The organism is Bradyrhizobium sp. 195, assembly GCF_023101665.1.
Lineage (GTDB): Bacteria > Pseudomonadota > Alphaproteobacteria > Rhizobiales > Xanthobacteraceae > Bradyrhizobium.
Genome location: NZ_CP082161.1, coordinates 982,541 through 1,000,816 on the forward strand (window position 1 = coordinate 982,541; position 18,276 = coordinate 1,000,816).

An 18,276-nucleotide genomic window follows, 5' to 3' on the forward strand; every position below is an offset into this window, starting at 1 on the left:
CTTATCCGGGCCTCGCGACGAATTTATCGGGGCGTTTGGCCGCATCCGACAGGTCGCCGGGCCTTCCAAGATGAGGAAAAAGCAACATATTCGGTCGAAACCTCGCCTATATTGGGAACTTAAAGGAGTAGCCTCCTTCAAGACAGGGATGTTGATTTGGCCATTACCCGACGCGATCTCCTGCTCACCGGCACTGCTGCCGCAGCGCTTCCCGCCCTTGGTTCCCTGGGCAGCGTTCCCGTCATCGGCGCAGCACGCGCGCAATCCGCCAGTGAGCTACCTTGGCGCCACGCACTATCCCTGTTCGGGAAGGTCAAGTACCCCGCCGACTTCAAGCGCTTCGACTATGTCAATCCGGAAGCGCCGAAAGGCGGCGTCGCCCGCCAGATCGCCGTCGGCACCTTCGACAACTTCAACATCGTCGTGTCAGGTGTGAAGGGGCAGGTCGCCGGCGCCGTCGCATTCATCTACGAATCCCTCACGACGCCCTCGCTCGACGAAGTCTCGACCGAATATGGCGCGCTGGCCGAGGCCGTCAGCCATCCGGATGATTTCTCCTACGTGACTTACCGCCTGCGGCCGCAGGCCAAATGGCACGACGGCAAGCCCGTTACCGCGGACGACGTGATCTTTTCGCTCGATTCCTTCAAGAAGCACCACCCGATGTACTCGGCCTATTACAGCCATGTGGTAAAGGCCGAGAAGGTCGGCGAGCGCGAGGTGAAGTTCGTATTCGACGCGCCGGGCAACCGCGAGCTGCCGCAGATTGTGGGCCAACTCACGGTCCTGCCGAAGCATTGGTGGGAAGGGACCGACGCGCAGGGCCGCAAGCGCGATGTCTCCGCAACCACGCTCGAAGTTCCGCTCGGCTCCGGTCCCTACAGGGTCAAGGACTTCGTTGCAGGACGGTCGATAGCGCTGGAGCGCGTCAAGGATTATTGGGGCCGCGACCTGCCGGCCAATGTGGGCCGCAACAATTTCGACGAGCTGCGCTACGAATATTTCCGCGATGCCACCGTGGCGATCGAGGCTTTCAAGGCCGACCAGGTCGATTGGCGTACCGAGAACAGCGCGAAGAACTGGGCGACCGCCTACGACTTCCCGGCCGTGACCGAAAAGCGCGTGATCCTCGAGGAGTTCGCCAATCGCAGCTCGGGCGTGATGCAAGCCTTCGTGCCGAACCTGCGCCGCGCCAAATTCAGCGACCCCCGCGTGCGGCGTGCGCTCAATTACGCCTTCGACTTCGAGGAGATGAACAAGCAGATCTTCTACGGCCAGTACAAGCGCATCAACAGCTATTTCGACGGCATCGAAGATCTGATGGCAACCGGCTTGCCGCAGGGCAAGGAGCTCGAGATCCTCGAGACCGTCCGTGCTCAGGTCCCGCCCGAAGTCTTCACTACGGCCTACAGCAATCCGGTCGGCGGCAGTCCGGAAGCCGTGCGCGACAATCTCCGCGAGGCGCTGCGCCTGTTCAAGGAGGCCGGCTACGAGGTGCGCGACCGCAAGCTGACCGACGTCAAGACCGGCGCCCAGTTCACGCTGGAATTGCTGAACTCGGATCCAAGCTTCGAGCGGATCACGCTGTTCTACAAGCCGTCCCTGGAGCGGCTCGGCATTGCCGTCAGCGTGCGGACGGTCGATCCGACCCAATACGAGAACAGGACACGCGAGTGGGATTTCGACATCGTCACCAACTCGTGGGGCGAGTCGCAGTCGCCGGGTAACGAGCAGCGCGAGTTCTGGTCGTCCAAGACGGCTGACATCGCCGGCTCGCGCAACATCGCCGGCATCAAGAATCCGGCGATCGACAAGCTGATCGAGCGGGTCATCTACGCGACCGGTCGCGACGATCTCGTCGCCGCAACCAAGGCGCTCGATCGTGTACTGCTGTGGAATCACTATGTCGTGCCGCAGTGGACCTATACGAAGGTGCGCACCGCGCGCTGGGACCGCTTCGGCCGACCCGCCGAATTGCCCCGATATGGTCAGTCCGGTTTTCCGTTCATCTGGTGGTACGACGCAGACAAGGCGGCGCGGATCGCAAAGAAGTCGTGAAGGACATCCCCCGCATGACGCAGATGTCACGTCGCCATGTGCTGGCCTTGGGTGTTGGCGGCGCCCTGGGGGCGTCGCTGGGCGCGTGGCCGCTGCGTGGTGCGCATGCATCGGAAGCGGGGATTGAGGCTCACGGCATCTCCGCTTTCGGCGATCTCAAATATCCCGCCGACTTCCATCATTTCGGTTACGTCAATCCGGGTGCTCCGAAGGGCGGCACGTTCTCCCTGATTCCGTCGACGAAATCGCATAACCAGTCCTACCAGACCTTCAACTCGCTCAACGCTTTCATTCTGAAGGGCGATGGCGCGCAAGGCATGGACATGACGTTTTCGCCCCTGATGGTGCGGGCAAGCGACGAGCCCGACGCGATGTATGGGCTTGCTGCGAAGTCCGTGCAGATATCGCCCGACAGGTTGGTCTATCGCTTCACGATGCGGCCGGAGGCGAAATTCCACGATGGTACGAAGCTGACCGCGCATGATGCGGCGTTCTCGCTGACAACGCTGAAGGCCAAGGGCCATCCGCTGATCGTCGTGAACATGCGCGACTTCGTGAGCGCGGAAGCCATCGATGACGCGACGCTCGTCGTCACCTTCGCCAAGGGACGCGCCCGCGATGTGCCGCTCTATGTCGCGGGGCTGCCGATCTTTTCGAAAGTGTATTACTCGTCGCGGTCGTTCGATGAATCGACGCTGGACATTCCGCTCGGCTCCGGTCCGTACAAAGTCGGCCGGTTCGAGGTCAATCGCTATATCGAGTTCGAACGGGTCAAGGACTGGTGGGCTGCAGATCTGCCGCCCTGCCGCGGCAGCTACAACTTCGACGTCGTACGCTATGAATTCTATCGCGACCGCGATGTCGCCTTCGAAGGTTTCACCGGCAAGAGCTATCTCTACCGCGAGGAATTCACCTCGCGCATCTGGGCGACACGCTACGACTTCCCGGCCGTCAAGGACGGCCGCGTCAAGATGGAGGTCGTGCCCGACGACACGCCCTCCGGCGCGCAAGGCTGGTTCATCAATACAAGGCGTGACAAGTTCAAAGACCCGCGCGTGCGCGAGGCTCTGATCAACGCCTTCGATTTCGAATGGACCAACAAGACCATCATGTACGGCGCCTATGCCCGTACCGTGTCGCCGTTCCAGAATTCGGATCTCATGGCGGGCGGTGCGCCGCCTTCGCCGGAGGAGCTGAAGCTGCTGGAGCAGTTTCGCAGCCAGGTTCCGGACGACGTTTTCACCGCACCGTTCACGCCTCCTGTCACGGACGGCTCCGGACAAGACCGCAGCCTGTTGCGCAAGGCGCAGCAATTGCTGAACGAGGCTGGTGTGCCGATCAAGGATGGCAAGCGGATGCTGCCCAACGGCGAGGTGTTCAAGATCGAGTTCCTGTTGGACGAACCGTCCTTCCAGCCGCATCACGCGCCCTACATCAAGAATCTCGCGACGCTCGGCATTGAAGCCAACATACGCCTCGTCGATGCCGTGCAATACAGAGCGCGTCAGGATGACTTCGATTTCGACATGACGATCCAGCGCTTCAGCATGTCGGCGACGCCGGGCGATGCCATGCGCTCGTTCTTCTCCTCGCAGGTCGCGAACACCAAGGGCTCGTACAATCTCGCGGGCATCGCCAATCCGGCCATTGACGCCATGATCGAAAAGATCATGGCGGCCGATACCCGCGAGGAATTGACCGTCGCTTGCCGCGCCTTCGACCGCCTGTTCCGCGCCGGCCGCTATTGGGTGCCGCAATGGTACAACAAGACGCACCGGCTGGCTTATTGGGATCAGTTCGGTCATCCGCAGAAGCTGCCGCGTTATGCCAATGGCGTCGGCGCGCCCGACATCTGGTGGCATGAACCCGCCAAGGCCGCCAAGCTCGAGCAGGCGAAATAATCATGAGCGCCTATATCGCCCGCCGCATCCTCTTGATGATCCCGACGCTGCTGGGGATCCTCTTCGTGTCTTTCGTCGTCGTGCAATTCGCGCCGGGCGGCCCGGTCGAGCGCGTGATCGCGCAGCTGTCGGGGGCTGACACCGGCGGCACGTCGCGCATTTCGGGCGGCAGCGACTTTGCGCAGCGCGCGCCCGGGCAAGTCGGGGCCGGCGGCGATGCCATCAACTCGAAATATCGCGGCGCGCAGGGACTTGATCCCGACTTCATCAAGAAGCTCGAGGTACAGTTCGGCTTCGACAAGCCGGCACCGGAACGCTTCGCACTGATGGTGTGGAATTTCGCCCGCTTCGATTTCGGCAAGAGCTATTTCCGCGACGTCAGCGTTCTGCAACTCATCAAGGAGAAGCTGCCGGTTTCGATCTCGCTCGGGATCTGGCTGACGCTGATCACCTATCTGATCTCGATTCCGCTCGGCATCCGCAAGGCGGTGCAGGACGGCGCGCGCTTCGACACCTGGACATCGACCATTCTCGTGCTGGGCTATGCCATTCCCGGCTTTTTGTTCGCAATCCTCCTAATCATCCTGTTTGCCGGCGGCTCCTTTTTTAACTGGTTCCCGCTGCGCGGACTGACCTCCGACGGCTGGTCGCAGTTTCCCTGGTACTGGAAGATCATCGATTATTTCTGGCATCTGACGCTGCCGCTGATCGCCATGGGGCTAGGTGCCTTCACCACCATGACGTTCCTGACCAAGAACTCGTTCCTGGACGAGATTCGCAAGCAATACGTCATGACCGCGCGCGCCAAGGGCTGTAGCGAGGGACGGGTGCTTTACGGCCACGTTTTCCGCAATGCCATGCTGATCGTGATCGCCGGCTTCCCGGGGACCTTCATCCACGCCTTCTTTTCTGGCTCGCTGCTGATCGAGACCATCTTCTCGCTGGACGGGCTGGGACTGCTCAGCTTCGAGAGCGTGCTCAACCGCGACTATCCCGTGGTGTTCGGCACGCTCTATATCTTTTCGCTGGTCGGCCTCGTGATCAACCTGGTCTCCGACCTGACCTATATGTGGATCGACCCCCGGATCGATTTCGAGGCGCGGGAGGTCTGATGACGATTACCGCACCGACGCCGATCGAGACCACGACCCAGTCCCCACTGGGGGAGGTCGTTCCGATCACGCGCAAGCCGTTCGCTCCTTCGCCGCTCAACCGGCGGCGGTGGCAGAATTTCAAGGCGAACCGCCGCGGCTACTGGTCGTTCTGGATCTTCATTGCGCTGTTTGTGGTCTCGCTGTTCGCGGAGCTGATCGCCAACGATCGGCCTTTCCTGATCAAGTTCGATGGCCGTCTCTACTGGCCCGCTTTCGTGACCTATTCGGAAACCACCTTCGGCGGCGACTTCGAAACCGCGGCTGACTACCGCGATCCCTATTTGCAGAAGCTGATCAAGGAGAAGAACGGCACCATCGTCTGGCCGCTGATCCGTTATTCTTACGACACCCACAATCTCGACCTCCCGACGCCGGCCCCGTCGCCGCCGACATGGATGCTGACGGAGAAGCAATGCCAGTCGGTGGTGGAGAAGAAGGGACTGAAGAGCTGCCGCGACCTCGAATACAATTGGCTCGGCACCGACGATCAGGGGCGCGACGTGGTCGCACGGCTGATCTACGGCTTCCGCATCTCGGTGCTGTTCGGCCTTTGTCTCACCATCGTTTCGTCGGTCATCGGCATCGCAGCGGGCGCGGTGCAAGGTTATTTCGGCGGTCGGGTCGATCTCATCTTCCAGCGTTTCATCGAGATCTGGACGGCGATCCCCTCGCTCTATCTTCTCCTGATCCTGTCTTCGGTCCTCGTGCCCGGCTTCTTCGTGTTGCTGGGCATCCTCCTGCTGTTCTCGTGGGTCTCGCTGGTCGGTCTCGTGCGGGCCGAGTTCCTGCGCGGGCGCAACTTCGAATACATCCAGGCGGCGCGGGCGCTCGGTGTCTCCAACCCGATCATCATGTTCCGCCACCTGCTGCCGAACGCGATGGTCGCGACCATGACGTTCCTGCCCTTCATCGTCTCGAGTTCGGTGATGACGCTGACGGCGCTGGATTTCCTCGGCTTCGGCCTGCCGCCGGGATCGCCTTCGCTCGGCGAATTGCTGTCGCAGGCCAAGTCCAATGTGCAGGCGCCCTGGCTCGGCTTCTCCGGCTTCTTCTCGGTCGCGAGCATGTTGTCGCTCTTGATCTTCACCGGCGAAGCCGTGCGCGACGCCTTCGATCCGCGCAAGACGTTCAGGTAAGCCGATGGACGCGATCAACCAGCCCCTGCTTGCCGTTCGCGACCTCTCGGTGGCCTTCCACCAGGGCGGAGCCACGACGCTCGCGGTCGACAAGGTCTCGTTCCAGATCAAGCGCGGCGAATGCCTGGCACTGGTCGGTGAATCCGGCTCCGGCAAGTCCGTCAGCGCGCTCTCGATCCTCAAGCTCTTGCCCTATCCGAACGCCTCGCACCCCTCCGGCAGCATCCGCTTCAAGGGTCAGGAGCTCATCGACCGATCCGAACAGGAGATGCGGGAGATTCGCGGTAGCGATATCTCCATCATCTTCCAGGAGCCGATGACCTCGCTCAATCCGTTGCACACGATCGAGGCGCAGATCGGCGAGATCATCCAGCTGCATAATCCAACCAGCAATGCCGAGGCGCGCAGGCGGACGCTGGAACTGCTGACGCAGGTTGGCATCCCCGAGCCGGAGACGCGGCTGAAGAGCTATCCGCATCAACTCTCCGGCGGTCAGCGCCAGCGCGTGATGATCGCGATGGCGCTCGCCAACGAGCCGGATCTGTTGATCGCGGACGAGCCGACGACGGCGCTCGATGTCACCGTGCAGGCACAGATCCTGGCGCTGCTCGCCGAGATCCGCTCGCGGCTCGGCATGAGCCTGCTCTTCATCACCCACGATCTCGGCATCGTGCGCCGCATCGCCGACACCGTTTGTGTCATGAAGAGCGGCGAGATCGTCGAGCAGGGACCGGTCGAGCAGGTCTTCAAGACGCCGAAACATCCCTACACGCGCGATCTGCTCGCGGCCGAGCCGAAGCCGGATCCGGCGCCGCCGCAGCCGGATGCGCCGTTGGTGATGTCGGCCAACGACCTGAAGGTCTGGTTTCCGATCAAGCGCGGCCTCATGCGCAAGACGGTCGGCCACATCAAGGCGGTCGACGGCGTCAGCGTCGCCGTGCGCAAGGGCGAGACGCTTGGCGTCGTCGGCGAATCCGGCTCGGGCAAGACCACGCTGGGGCTGGCGCTGCTGCGGCTGATCTCGTCGAACGGACGCATCGTATTCTTGGGGAAGGACATCCAGGGCCTGCGTTTCAAGGAGATGCGGCCGTTCCGGCGCGACATGCAGATCGTGTTCCAGGACCCGTTCGGCTCGCTCTCACCGCGCATGTCGGTCGCAGATATCATTGCCGAGGGTCTGTCCGTGCATCAGCCGACGCTGTCGCGCGAAGAACGCGAGGCGCGCGTCGTCAAGGCACTGGAAGACGTCGGGCTGAAGCCCGATACCCGCAACCGCTATCCCCATGAATTCTCCGGCGGCCAGCGCCAGCGCATCTCTATCGCGCGGGCGGTGGTGCTGGAGCCGGATTTTGTCGTGCTGGACGAGCCGACCAGTGCGCTCGACATGCTGTTCCAGGCGCAGATGGTCGATCTGCTGCGCGAGCTCCAGCGCAAGCGCGAGCTTACCTACATGTTCATCTCGCACGACTTACGCGTCGTCGCTTCGCTCGCGAGCCACCTGATCGTGATGCGCGGCGGCAAGGTCGTCGAAGAGGGACAGGCCGCAGAGCTGTTCAAGACCCCGAAGACGGATTACACGCGCGCGCTGTTCGCGGCGGCGTTCCGGCTGGAGACGGCGGGCAATGGGGCTGCCGCGACGTAGTCCGTCATTCCAGGGGCGCGACAGCGCGAACCCCGGGGCCGCTTCCAATGCGGGCTGTGCTTGACCCGTCGCGTTGATTTACGCGGCGCGTTCCTTGTCTGACCGGTCCTCGGCTGCGGTCGCAGTTTCTTCCAGCCGCTTTTCGTAATTGCCCGCGAGCCTCTCGATGCCGTCGGCCCACATCCTCAGCATTGAGATCTGGAAGTGCATCATCGGCTTCAAGGCATTCATGCCGATTGCTGTCGCTGCGGCGACGCGCCGTTCTGGGTCGCGCGGGAAACGGTCTACATTGGACTTGTCTGCCATGCTGTTCCTCCTTCGCTCTGGTGTTATGGCCTGAAAGCTAGCTGTCGTGTTTTGAACCGCGTGCCTCTAAACACTTGGCCAAAACTTGATCCGCCGCGAGTCGCGCGCATTGGTTGTCTTGCAATTCATCCAGCTTTTTCAGGTAGGCGACTGCGGCTATTTGCAAGAGATCGAAATCATCTTCGCCGGTATCGCGAAGACTGGCGATGTAGCGGTAGAGGGCGGAACGCCTGTTATCATTCTCGCTGATGCCGCTGTGGATCAGCAAGTAGTTCCGCCAAGCAAACGCACACGCGCCTTCTCTGGCCTGAGAACTCATGGGCACCTCCCAAAGCCAGAGAAAGACTGGCGACGCGTTTCGTTCCGCAAAGCTCTCAGATGTAACGTTTGTTCCGTAGCTGCGCCGCAAGATGCCCATTGGGACGGGGTCGATGCGTCCGATACATCAACAATCGCGTCCGGAACCTGTTCGGGTGCCGAGAAAGAGCTCGCGTTACGATCCTCTTGATCCGCGGCCCTAGAGCCGCTTGATCGCGACAACTTCGCTGCCGGCCTGCTTGATCCGCGCGATGGCCGGCTCGATCGGTTCGATCACCGTCGTCATGTGATGCGCGTTGGCGTGAACCATGGTGCGATTATCGCGTACGATCGCGACATGCCCCTTCCAGAAGATCAGATCGCCGCGCAGCAAGCTGCTCCGCTCATGCGGATCCAGCGCGCGGCCGAGTCCGGCCAGCTGCATGTCGCTGTCGCGCGGGCAGCCGATGCCTGATGCTGTCAGCGAGACCTGAACGAGGCCGGAGCAATCGATGCCCAAACTGCTCTTGCCGCCCCACAGATAGGGCGTGCCGGCGAAGCGCTCGGCGACCGCGACGAAATCCGGCTCGCGATGATCGAGCGGCGCGAGATGGGACTTCGGCAGATACCTGCCGTCGCGCGTCACGGCGAAGCTTCCGTCCTCGCGCGCCACCGCGAGCCTGGATCCCATCACGAGCGTTTCGGCCGGCGGCAGCTTGATCGAGGGACCGGGGAAGGCAAACGTCCGCAGCGCGCCGACCACGTGAGTTGGGGCGGCCGACGGCTTTACGAGCGCCGCATCCGGCAGCCAGCCGACATAGCCATCGCCATTGAGCTGGCCCCACGCCCAGCCTTCGCCGTTCCGGTCGTAGACCGTGACGCGTTCGCCGCGCAGTGCCTCCGTCATCAGCATCGCGTTCGAAGACGGTTGCTCGCGCACCGGCGCGACCGGTTCGACCACCTCGAATTCCTCGCCGGTGACGAAGCGATCCGCCTCGACCTTGCCTTCGAGATATTTCGCGGCGAGATCGCCTCGCGCCGGCGTCAGCCGCGGATCGTATTTTGGATCAAGCATAGCGCTCGCTCAGCAAGGTGTAGATGGCGCGCGCGGCCTGACACTCGCCGCCCTCGGGACGTGCGGGCTTGGCCGACGGGGTCCAGCCGTAGATGTCGACATGCAGCCAGCTCCTGGCCTGCTCGACGAAGCGTTGCAGGAACAGCGCGCAGGTGATCGAGCCGGCAAAGCCGCCTGATGGCGCGTTGGTGATGGTGGCCGTCTTGGAGTCCAGCCAGGCATCGTAAGGCGGCCATAGCGGCATGCGCCACAACGGATCGTTCTCCTGCACCGCGCAGCGCGCGAGGTCGGCGGCAAGGGTCTCATCATTGGTGTAAAAGGGCGGCAAATCCGGCCCCAGCGCGACGCGCGCCGCCCCGGTCAGCGTGCCCAGATCGATCAGCAGGTCTGGCTTCTCCTCGTCGGCCAGCGCCAGCGCGTCGGCGAGCACCAGGCGGCCTTCCGCATCCGTGTTGCCGATCTCGACCGTGATCCCCTTGCGCGAGGTGAAGATGTCGAGCGGGCGGAAGGCGTTGCCCGCGACCGCGTTCTCCACGGCCGGAATCAGCACGCGAAGCCGCACCTTCAGCTTCGCGTCCATCACCATGCGTGCCAGCGCCAGCACATTTGCGGCGCCGCCCATGTCCTTCTTCATGATCAGCATGCCGCTCGACGGCTTCAGATCGAGCCCGCCGGTGTCGAAGCAGACGCCCTTGCCGACCAACGTCACCTTGGGATGATCAGGATCGCCCCAGCCGATATCGATCAGCCGCGGCGCGCGGCTGGAGGCCATGCCGACGGCGTGGATCAACGGGAAATCCGTCTCCAACTCTGCGCCGATGGTGCAGGCGAAACTTGCACCGAACTCCGCCGCGAGGTCTTGCGCGGCGGCAGCCAACTCCGCGGGCCCCATGTCGTTGGACGGCATGTTGATGAGGTCGCGCGCGAGCATTGCGGCATCCGCGATCCGCTCGATCCTGGTCGCATCGATGCCATCAGGCGGCACCAGCCGGACGTCGGGACGGTCAGCCTTCCGGTATCGCGCGAAGCGGTAGCATCCCAGTGCGAAGGCAAGCGCCGCCAGCCGTGCATCGTGTGGGGCATTGGCAAAGCGATAAGTGCCCGGCGGCAGGAGCCCCGGCAGGGCGCCAGGCCGGAACAGGTCGCGCGATCTTGCACCCTCGTCCTCAAGGCCGAACAGCACCTGGGCAATTGCGCCGTCCGGCGCAGGCAGTGCCAGATAGGCGCCCGGCTTGGCGGTGAAGGCGCATGCCGTGGCGAACAGGCGTTGCGGGGGCGGCAGCGTCTCGGCGACCTGATCCCAGCTCGATTTGGTGACGAAATTGATCGGGATGGCGGTGGGCGACGTCTCGAAGACAGAAGGCATTGGCGGGTCCCGATCGTCAGATCAAACGGGTCATACGAACGGACGAGACTTCGCAGAGTTTGGCCGCTGCTGCAATCGGCTTTGCCGTCACCGTTCAGCGAGCCGCTACTCGCGGCAAGGGGGGCATGCTAGGTTCCGGCAACGGTCGCCAGGAATGGAAATCGGGCGACCGGCGACGAAGCGTCGGGAGGAAAGTGCAATGGAATTTGTGTGGAGCGTGGTCACATTCATCGGCCAGGCCGTCGAGGCGATTTTTGGCTATGTCGAGCACCACCACTGGATCTTCGCGCTCCTTGCCGGCGGCTACGTCTTCTATCTCCATGACCGATCCGTCCACGCGCGGTTCGATGCGCTGGACAAGCGCGTCGACGAAATCCGCAAGCGGCTTGCCATCGAATATTGATCGGACGAAACGAAACCGCTGTACGGCAGGACTCGTATCTCATGTTGAGAACTGCCGTTCACGCGAGCGCGGCCGCAGGGCTTTACTAGCGCCGCCGAACCGGACTGGGCGAGCGCGTTCTATACTTACGTCGCCTCGTCTCATGCCTGGACGGACCTCGAAGGCAAGGTCGCGAGATCCGGGCCGAGCTCTGAGATCGACGCATTGTCCGCCGTGAGAACACTGCTCGGTCGATTGATCGCGCAATCCGCCGATGTGCTCGGCGTCGATCGCGCTCAGCTCGATGAGCTCTCCGGCAGGCGCTCGATCAACTGTGATGATTTCCTGCGCCAACTGCCCAGGCTGTCCCGCGAGGGCGTCGATGCCCGACAGCCGGCGCGACAAAGGCGGCAATTGCTGCGGGACCTGGACGACCAGGTGAAGGCCCTCGGCCTCGATCTGGACCTCGGCGGTGAGGCGCCGCCGCAAACGTCGCCCTAGAGGTGCGGGCAGGAAGCGGCGTTAACCGGCCGTTAGGGTTAACAGTCTATTGCTGGCGCGTTCTGCTCGATCAATCGGCTCGAGAGTCAAGGCGTCATGCGTCAACGGTTCAGTCTTGCCAGGCTTCTTGCGTCCACGTCGGTGGTCGCGGCATTGGCCATGGGCCTCGGCGGCTGCACGGCCATGTCGAAACTCTCCGACGTAACGGGCTCGGTCGGCGGGCCGCGGGCCGAGGCCGCTGCCACCGATCGCGCGCCCACCGATCCGGTGCGTGCCGTCGAGGTCTATGGCGAGCGCTACCGCGCCAATCCCAAGGACGCCGACGCCGCGCTTGGCTATGGTCAGGCCCTGCGCGCGAACGGCCAGCGCGCCCAGGCCGCAGCGGTGCTCGAGCAGGCGACCATTGCCAATCCCGGCAACAAGACATTGCTCGCCCTGTACGGCCGCGCCCTCGCCGACAACGGCAATTTCCAGCAGGCCTACGACGTCCTGTCGAAAGCGCATTCCCCGGACAATCCGGATTGGCATCTGCTCTCTGTGCAGGGAACGGCGCTGGACCAAATGGGCCGTCATGAGGAGGCGCGCTCCTATTACGCGAGCGCGCTCAAGATCGCGCCGGGTGATCCCGGCGTGCTCTCCAATCTCGGCCTGTCCTACATGTTGTCGCGAGACTTGCCGAAGGCTGAAGAGGCGCTGCGGCAGGCCTACGCTTCGCCGCGCGCGAGCACCCGGGTGCGGCAGAATCTCGGTCTCGTCGTCGGTCTCCAGGGCCGCTTTGCGGAAGCCGAGACCATCGTGAAGGCAGATCTGCCACCGGATCAGGCTGCGGCCAACGTCGCCTATCTCAAGGACATGCTCAGCCGCAGCGAAGGCCCGCGCGGCGGGCCGAAGCGGACGCCGGTCGCCTCGCTCAGCCAGCCAGACTGATCAGATCCCCCGACTTTGACGTAAGGGCGGACCGCGCGGTCTGTCCGTCTCAGTGCAGTTCGGTGATCTTGATGCCGGTCGGCCCGAGAATGACGACGAACAGCACCGGCAGGAAGAACAAGATCATCGGCACAGTCAGCTTCGGCGGCAGGGCGGCGGCCTTCTTCTCGGCCTCGTTCATGCGCATGTCGCGGTTTTCCTGCGCCATGACGCGCAAGGAATGTCCTAGCGGGGTGCCGTAGCGCTCCGCCTGCTGAAGCGCGAGACACACCGACTTGACGCCCTCGAGGCCGGTGCGTCGCGCCAGGTTCTCATAGGCGACCTTGCGATCCTGCAGATAGGACAATTCGGCCGTGGTCAGCGTGAACTCCTCCGACAGCGCGATCGACTGTCCCACGATCTCGGTGGCGACTTTCCTGAACGCCATCTCGACCGACATGCCGGATTCGATGCAGATCAGGAGCAGGTCGAGCGCATCGGGAAAGGCGCGCTTGATCGAGAGCTGGCGCTTGGAAATCGCGTTCCTGAGGAACAGCATCGGTGCCTGCAGGCCGAGATAGGCGGCGCCGACGCAGATGCCGATCTTGATCGGCATCGCCTGCTCCATATGCGCGATGCCGAAAACGTAGATGACCGAGCCGATGAAGAGCACGATCGGCGCGACCATGCGGGCAAACAGGAAGGTGATGTAGGGCGCATGGCCGCGGTAGCCCGCCATGATGAGCTTGTCCCGCGCAGCCTCCTGCGCGAGCCATTTGGTGAGGTTGAAGTCCTCGACGACCTTGGAGACGAGCTGCTTCGGGGTCTGGCGCAGCGAGACTTTTTCGTTCTTGTGAAGGCGCTCACGCTCGCGCTGCCGAATGCGCTCACGCTCGCTCGCCACCGCCTTCATGCGCTTGGCGAGCCCCTCGCCGGCGAGCAGTGGCATCACCAGCGTATACACGGTGGCGCTGGCGGCAATGGCCGCCAGCAGCATGGTCATGAAGCGTACGTCGTGCAGTTTCGAGACGAGGAAATCGACCATACGGCACCGTCAGAAATCGAAGTTGATCATCTTCTTCATCACCATGATGCCGATCGACATCCAGACGACGCAGGCGACCAGCATCAGCTGGCCGGTGGGATGAGTCCAAAGCAGCGAGATATATTGCGGTGTCGTGAGATAGACGAGGAACATGACGATCGGCGGCAAGGAGCCGATGATGCCGGCCGAAGCCTTGGCTTCCATCGACATCGCCTGGATCTTTTCCCTCATCTTCTTGCGGTCGCGCAGCACCTTGGAAAGATTGCCGAGCGCTTCGGAGAGGTTGCCGCCCGACTTCTGCTGGATCGAAACCACGATGCCGAAGAAATTGGCCTCCGGCAGCGGCATGCGATCGTAGAGCCGCGAGCAGGCCTCGCCGAGGGGCATGCCGATCGCCTGCGTCTCGATGATCGCCAGGAACTCGCTGCGCAGCGGCTCGGGCGCGTCGGCGGCAACGACCTTGATCGATTCGAACAGCGGCAGGCCCGCCTTGATGCCGCGGACGATCACGTCGACCGCGTCCGGCAGCGCCGCCAGGAACTTGCTCTCGCGACGCTTCTTCAGGAAGCCCAACGCCCAGCGCGGCAGCCCGAATCCGCCGGCAAAGGCAAGGCCGGCAGCGCCGATCAGGCCGCCGCCGGCGAACAGGGCGGCCGCGAAGAACACGCCCGCCACGACGGCGGACATCAACCAGAATTTCTGCGTCGTCCAGTCGAGTCCAGCCTGCGACAGGCGGACGCTGAGCGGAACGCTCTTTTCCTGCAGGCGTCGCGCTTCGAGATCCTTCAGCGTGGTCTCGACCTGTTCGCGGCGCGAACGCTGGGTCTTCTCGGCCTGGCGTGCCGTGGGCGCCTCGGCGCGCGAGATCGAGGCTCGGCGGCTCTCCGCCTTTCGTTCCCCGGACAGCAGCGGATAGAGGAAGACCCAGGCGACGCCGCCGACCGCTGCGGTGGCGAGGAATGCGAGGGCGAGGACTTGCATGTTCATGACGGTGCTGACCTGCTCACGTCGTCGGCTTGACTTCCGCCGCGTCCAACGCAGCGGCAAGGCGCTTCTCGTCGCCGTAATAGCGGGCGCGTTCCCAGAACTTCGGACGGCCGATGCCGGTCGAGCGGTGCCGGCCGATGATCTTGCCGTTGGCGTCCTCGCCGACCATGTCGTAGAGGAAGATGTCCTGGGTGATGATGGTGTCGCCTTCCATGCCCATCACCTCGGTGATGTGGGTGATGCGGCGCGAGCCGTCGCGCAGGCGCGCGGCCTGGACGATGACGTCGATGGAGGCGCAGATCATCTCACGGATGGTGCGCGAGGGGAGCGAAAAGCCACCCATCGTGATCATGGATTCGCAGCGCGACAGCGCCTCGCGGGGGTTGTTGGCGTGCAGCGTCCCCATCGAGCCGTCGTGGCCGGTGTTCATGGCCTGGAGCAGGTCGAACGCTTCCGGGCCGCGGACTTCGCCGACGATGATGCGTTCAGGACGCATACGCAGACAGTTGCGCACCAGCTCGCGCATGGTGATCTGGCCCTCGCCCTCGATGTTGGGCGGACGGGTTTCCAGCCGCACCACGTGAGGCTGCTGCAGCTGTAGTTCGGCCGCGTCCTCGCAGGTGATGATGCGCTCGTCGTGCTCGATATAGTTGGTCAGGCAGTTGAGCAGCGTGGTCTTGCCCGAGCCGGTACCGCCGGAAATCAGCACGTTGCAGCGGACGCGGCCGATGATCTGGAGGATTTCCGCGCCTTCCGGTGAGATCGCGCCGAACTTGACGAGCTGATCCAGCGTCAGCTTGTCCTTCTTGAATTTGCGGATGGTGAGCGTCGGCCCGTCGATCGACAGCGGCGGCACGATGGCGTTGACGCGGGAGCCGTCGGCGAGGCGCGCGTCGCAAATCGGCGAGGATTCGTCGACGCGCCGGCCGACCTGGCTGACGATGCGCTGGCAGATGTTGAGGAGCTGCTGGTTGTCGCGGAAGCGAATTCCCGTGCGCTGGATCTTGCCGGCGACTTCGATGTAGACGGTGTTGGCGCCGTTGACCATGATGTCGGCGATGTCGTCGCGCGACAGCAACGGCTCGAGCGGACCGTAGCCGAGAACGTCATTGCAGATGTCGTCGAGCAGTTCCTCCTGCTCGGCGATCGACATCACGATGTTCTTGATCGCGATGATCTCGTTGACGATGTCGCGGATTTCCTCGCGCGCGGACTCCGAATCGAGCTTGGCGAGCTGGGCGAGGTCGATCGCCTCGATCAGCGCGCCGAAGATGGTCGCCTTGACCTCGTAATAATTGTCTGAACGCCGGCTCTCCATGGAAGGAGGCGGCGGGGCCTTGGCAGGAGCGAGCGGCGGGGAGGCGACGGCCGGCGGAGGCGGGGCGCGCGACACCGTCGGCGCCGGAGCCTGGGCAGGCTCGGGCGACACGGCGCCGGGCTTGGGCGCCCGAAGGTCGGTGTCTGTTCCGCTACGCTTACCGAACACTTAACAACTCCATGCGGTGGCTTATTTTCCCCGCAACTTGTCAATCAGGGGTGAAAACAGGGACGACTTTTGCTTCTTGGTCTCGCTGCGGCCGGTCAGGCGCTGGGCGATCTGAAGGAACATCTCGATCGACTTGTGGTTGGCGGAGATCTCCGCGATCATTTGGCCGTTGTTGGCCGCCGAGCCGAAGATCTGCGGCTCGAACGGGATCGAGACGATCGGCTGGCTCTCGATGGCCTTGGCGAACTCCGCGGCGGCGATTTCGGGTCGCTTCGGCACGCCGACCTGGTTCAGGCAGTAGAGCGGCGGTCGGTCGTTGGGACGCGCGGCCTTCAGCAGATCGAACAGGTTCTTGGTGTTGCGCAAATTGGCGAGGTCGGGAGCGGCCACGATCAGGATGTCATCCGCTCCAATCAAGGCGCGCTTGGTCCAGCCCGACCATTGATGCGGAATGTCGAGCACGATGCACGGCATGGTGGAACGCAGCGTGTCGAATACCGAGTCGAATGCGTCGGTGCCGAAATCATAGACCCGGTCGAGCGTCGCCGGCGCCGCCAGCAGGCTGAGATGGTCGGTGCATTTCGACAGCAGGCGGTCGATAAAGGCGGTGTCGACGCGATCGGGTGAGAACACGGCGTCGGCAATGCCCTGCGGCGGATCCTGGTTGTAGTCGAGCCCGGCGGTGCCGAAGGCGAGGTCGAGATCGGCGACGACGGCGTCCATTGCGAGGTCGCGCGCGATCGCCCAGGCGACATTGTGGGAGATGGTGGAAGCCCCGACGCCGCCCTTGGCGCCGACCACGGCGATGATGCGGCCGACCGCCTTGGCTTCCGGCGCCGAGAACAGGTTGCAGATCGAGCGCACGACATCGATCGCGCCGACCGGCGCGAGCACATAGTCGCTGACGCCGCGGCGCACCAGCTCGCGGTAGAGAGTCACGTCATTGATGCGGCCGATCACGACCACGCGGGTGCCGGCGTCGCAGACGGTTGCGAGCTGGTCGAGCCCGCCCAAGAGGTCGTTGCGGCCGTCGCTCTCGAGCACGATCACGTTCGGCGTGGGAGCCGAGCGGTAGGCTTCGACCGCGGCCGCCATGCCGCCCATCTGGATCTTCAGATGGGCCTTGCCGAGGCGGCGATCCTCGCCGGCCGACTGGACCGCGGCAGCAGTTTCCACGGTCTCGCAAAAGGCCTGGACGGAGACGCGCGGCGCGGGAGCAATATGCTCCTCGACCGGCGGAGGAGCTGCTTCCGGCTGCTCTTCGTGTGTCTGGCGAGCGTAGCTGATCATTTGCCGGTGTCGCTGAGTTTGGCCTTGTCGGCCTCGGGATAGGTGGTCGATGTCGAGAGTCCCTTGCGATACTTCTCGAAACCGGTCATGCGTCGGGCCGTGTAGGACGGCGTTTCGGGCCGCGGCTGCTCGAGGTCCGACGGATTGTCGACCATCGCCGCGAGGTTGCGCTGATAGGCGCAGCCGTAATTGTAGTAGTCCTTGTTCTCGAACCACCTCTTGTTCTTCATCGAAGGGCCGATGTCCTCCGGCCACAGGCCGCATGGACCCGCGACCGCGGCGATTTTGGAATAGGTGAGCCGGATCGGCGGCAGGAAACGTTTGTCTTCCGGCTGGTAGGGGCGAATGTTCACGCCGCGCGGCGGAACGCCTGCGCCTGCCAGCATCGCCTGGATTTCACGCATCGTGTCCGCGACCGGACGCGCGTTGGGAGTGCCGGAGGGCACGTCGATACGGATGGCGCCCGTACCTTCGTGCAACCATGCCGAGGCCACACCCATCACGTCAGCGCGCTGGGCGGCGGTCAATCCGCCGCGGGCATGGCCGACGAAGACGACGATCGATCGGTTCTGCTCCTCGACCGCGATCGGATGGCGCTGCTTGTAGTCGTCGGGAATGGAGGCAGTGAGGACTTCGTCGTGCTGGCAGCCGCAGAGCGCCAGCGCCATGCCGACGAGCGCGCCACTGAGGCGGATGGCGCGTTTGCGAAGCTGGGGTGGTCTTGTGATCATCGTGAAGTCCCCG

General features: G+C 63.6%; 17 protein-coding genes. 8 read left to right on the forward strand and 9 right to left on the reverse strand.

Annotation, left to right across the window (positions count from 1 at the left end; genetic code table 11):
* Positions 1–156: 156 nt before the first annotated feature.
* From IVB26_RS04570 to IVB26_RS04590, 5 genes are read left to right on the forward strand one after another with little or no spacing between them, the layout of a single operon-like run.
* Positions 157–2,058 carry an extracellular solute-binding protein gene (locus IVB26_RS04570; RefSeq protein ID WP_247970771.1) on the forward strand — a complete coding sequence of 634 codons (1,902 nt, stop codon included), beginning with the start codon at positions 157–159 and terminating at the stop codon, positions 2,056–2,058.
* Between the two features lie 14 nt (positions 2,059–2,072).
* Positions 2,073–3,959 carry an extracellular solute-binding protein gene (locus tag IVB26_RS04575; protein ID WP_247970772.1) on the forward strand — a complete coding sequence of 629 codons (1,887 nt, stop codon included), beginning with the start codon at positions 2,073–2,075 and terminating at the stop codon, positions 3,957–3,959.
* Positions 3,960–3,961: 2 nt separating this feature from the next.
* Positions 3,962–5,071 carry a microcin C ABC transporter permease YejB gene (locus IVB26_RS04580; RefSeq protein ID WP_247970773.1) on the forward strand — a complete coding sequence of 370 codons (1,110 nt, stop codon included), beginning with the start codon at positions 3,962–3,964 and terminating at the stop codon, positions 5,069–5,071.
* Positions 5,071–6,249: an ABC transporter permease gene (locus IVB26_RS04585; protein WP_247970774.1), complete on the forward strand. Its 1,179-nt coding sequence runs from the start codon at positions 5,071–5,073 to the stop codon at positions 6,247–6,249. Before IVB26_RS04580 ends, IVB26_RS04585 begins: the two co-directional genes overlap by 1 nt.
* Positions 6,250–6,253: 4 nt before the next feature.
* On the forward strand, positions 6,254–7,891 hold the full coding sequence (locus IVB26_RS04590; protein ID WP_247970775.1) for an ABC transporter ATP-binding protein: 1,638 nt from the start codon (positions 6,254–6,256) through the stop codon (positions 7,889–7,891).
* 78 nt (positions 7,892–7,969) lie between these two features.
* Here the strand turns inward: IVB26_RS04590 and IVB26_RS04595 are convergent, their stop codons facing one another.
* The 4 genes from IVB26_RS04595 to IVB26_RS04610 form a co-directional block, all read right to left on the reverse strand.
* Positions 7,970–8,197, reverse strand: coding sequence for a hypothetical protein (locus IVB26_RS04595; protein ID WP_247970776.1), 228 nt, complete (start codon positions 8,195–8,197; stop codon positions 7,970–7,972).
* Between the two features lie 37 nt (positions 8,198–8,234).
* On the reverse strand, positions 8,235–8,516 hold the full coding sequence (locus IVB26_RS04600; protein WP_247970777.1) for a hypothetical protein: 282 nt from the start codon (positions 8,514–8,516) through the stop codon (positions 8,235–8,237).
* A gap of 198 nt (positions 8,517–8,714) precedes the next feature.
* Positions 8,715–9,569 carry a C40 family peptidase gene (locus IVB26_RS04605; RefSeq protein WP_247970778.1) on the reverse strand — a complete coding sequence of 285 codons (855 nt, stop codon included), beginning with the start codon at positions 9,567–9,569 and terminating at the stop codon, positions 8,715–8,717.
* The gene (locus tag IVB26_RS04610) at positions 9,562–10,935 is read right to left on the reverse strand and encodes a leucyl aminopeptidase family protein (RefSeq protein WP_247970779.1); all 1,374 of its coding nucleotides are present in this window, start codon (positions 10,933–10,935) and stop codon (positions 9,562–9,564) included. Before IVB26_RS04610 ends, IVB26_RS04605 begins: the two co-directional genes overlap by 8 nt.
* A 199-nt stretch (positions 10,936–11,134) precedes the next feature.
* Between IVB26_RS04610 and IVB26_RS04615 the strand changes: the two genes are divergently transcribed.
* The 3 genes from IVB26_RS04615 to IVB26_RS04625 all read left to right on the forward strand — a co-directional run bounded on the left by IVB26_RS04615 (position 11,135) and on the right by IVB26_RS04625 (position 12,745).
* Positions 11,135–11,338 (forward strand): hypothetical protein, encoded by a 204-nt coding sequence (locus IVB26_RS04615; protein WP_246923905.1) that lies wholly within the window; start codon positions 11,135–11,137, stop codon positions 11,336–11,338.
* Positions 11,339–11,572: 234 nt separating this feature from the next.
* Complete coding sequence (locus tag IVB26_RS04620) at positions 11,573–11,818, forward strand: hypothetical protein (protein WP_247970780.1); 246 nt, start codon at positions 11,573–11,575, stop codon at positions 11,816–11,818.
* 96 nt (positions 11,819–11,914) lie between these two features.
* Positions 11,915–12,745, forward strand: coding sequence for a tetratricopeptide repeat protein (locus IVB26_RS04625; RefSeq protein WP_247970781.1), 831 nt, complete (start codon positions 11,915–11,917; stop codon positions 12,743–12,745).
* A 49-nt stretch (positions 12,746–12,794) separates the two neighbouring features.
* On the opposite strand, the gene IVB26_RS04630 is transcribed toward IVB26_RS04625, so the two are convergent.
* From IVB26_RS04630 to IVB26_RS04650, 5 genes are read right to left on the reverse strand one after another with little or no spacing between them, the layout of a single operon-like run.
* On the reverse strand, positions 12,795–13,769 hold the full coding sequence (locus tag IVB26_RS04630) for a type II secretion system F family protein (RefSeq protein WP_247970782.1): 975 nt from the start codon (positions 13,767–13,769) through the stop codon (positions 12,795–12,797).
* Positions 13,770–13,778: 9 nt separating this feature from the next.
* Positions 13,779–14,756 (reverse strand): type II secretion system F family protein, encoded by a 978-nt coding sequence (locus IVB26_RS04635; protein ID WP_247970783.1) that lies wholly within the window; start codon positions 14,754–14,756, stop codon positions 13,779–13,781.
* 16 nt (positions 14,757–14,772) lie between these two features.
* Positions 14,773–16,242 carry a CpaF family protein gene (locus IVB26_RS04640; protein WP_247970784.1) on the reverse strand — a complete coding sequence of 490 codons (1,470 nt, stop codon included), beginning with the start codon at positions 16,240–16,242 and terminating at the stop codon, positions 14,773–14,775.
* 21 nt (positions 16,243–16,263) lie between these two features.
* Entirely contained in the window at positions 16,264–17,532 is a 1,269-nt protein-coding gene (locus IVB26_RS04645; RefSeq protein ID WP_247970785.1) for an AAA family ATPase, read from the reverse strand.
* Entirely contained in the window at positions 17,529–18,263 is a 735-nt protein-coding gene (locus tag IVB26_RS04650) for a CpaD family pilus assembly protein (RefSeq protein ID WP_247970786.1), read from the reverse strand. Before IVB26_RS04650 ends, IVB26_RS04645 begins: the two co-directional genes overlap by 4 nt.
* Between the last annotated feature and the right edge of the window lie 13 nt (positions 18,264–18,276).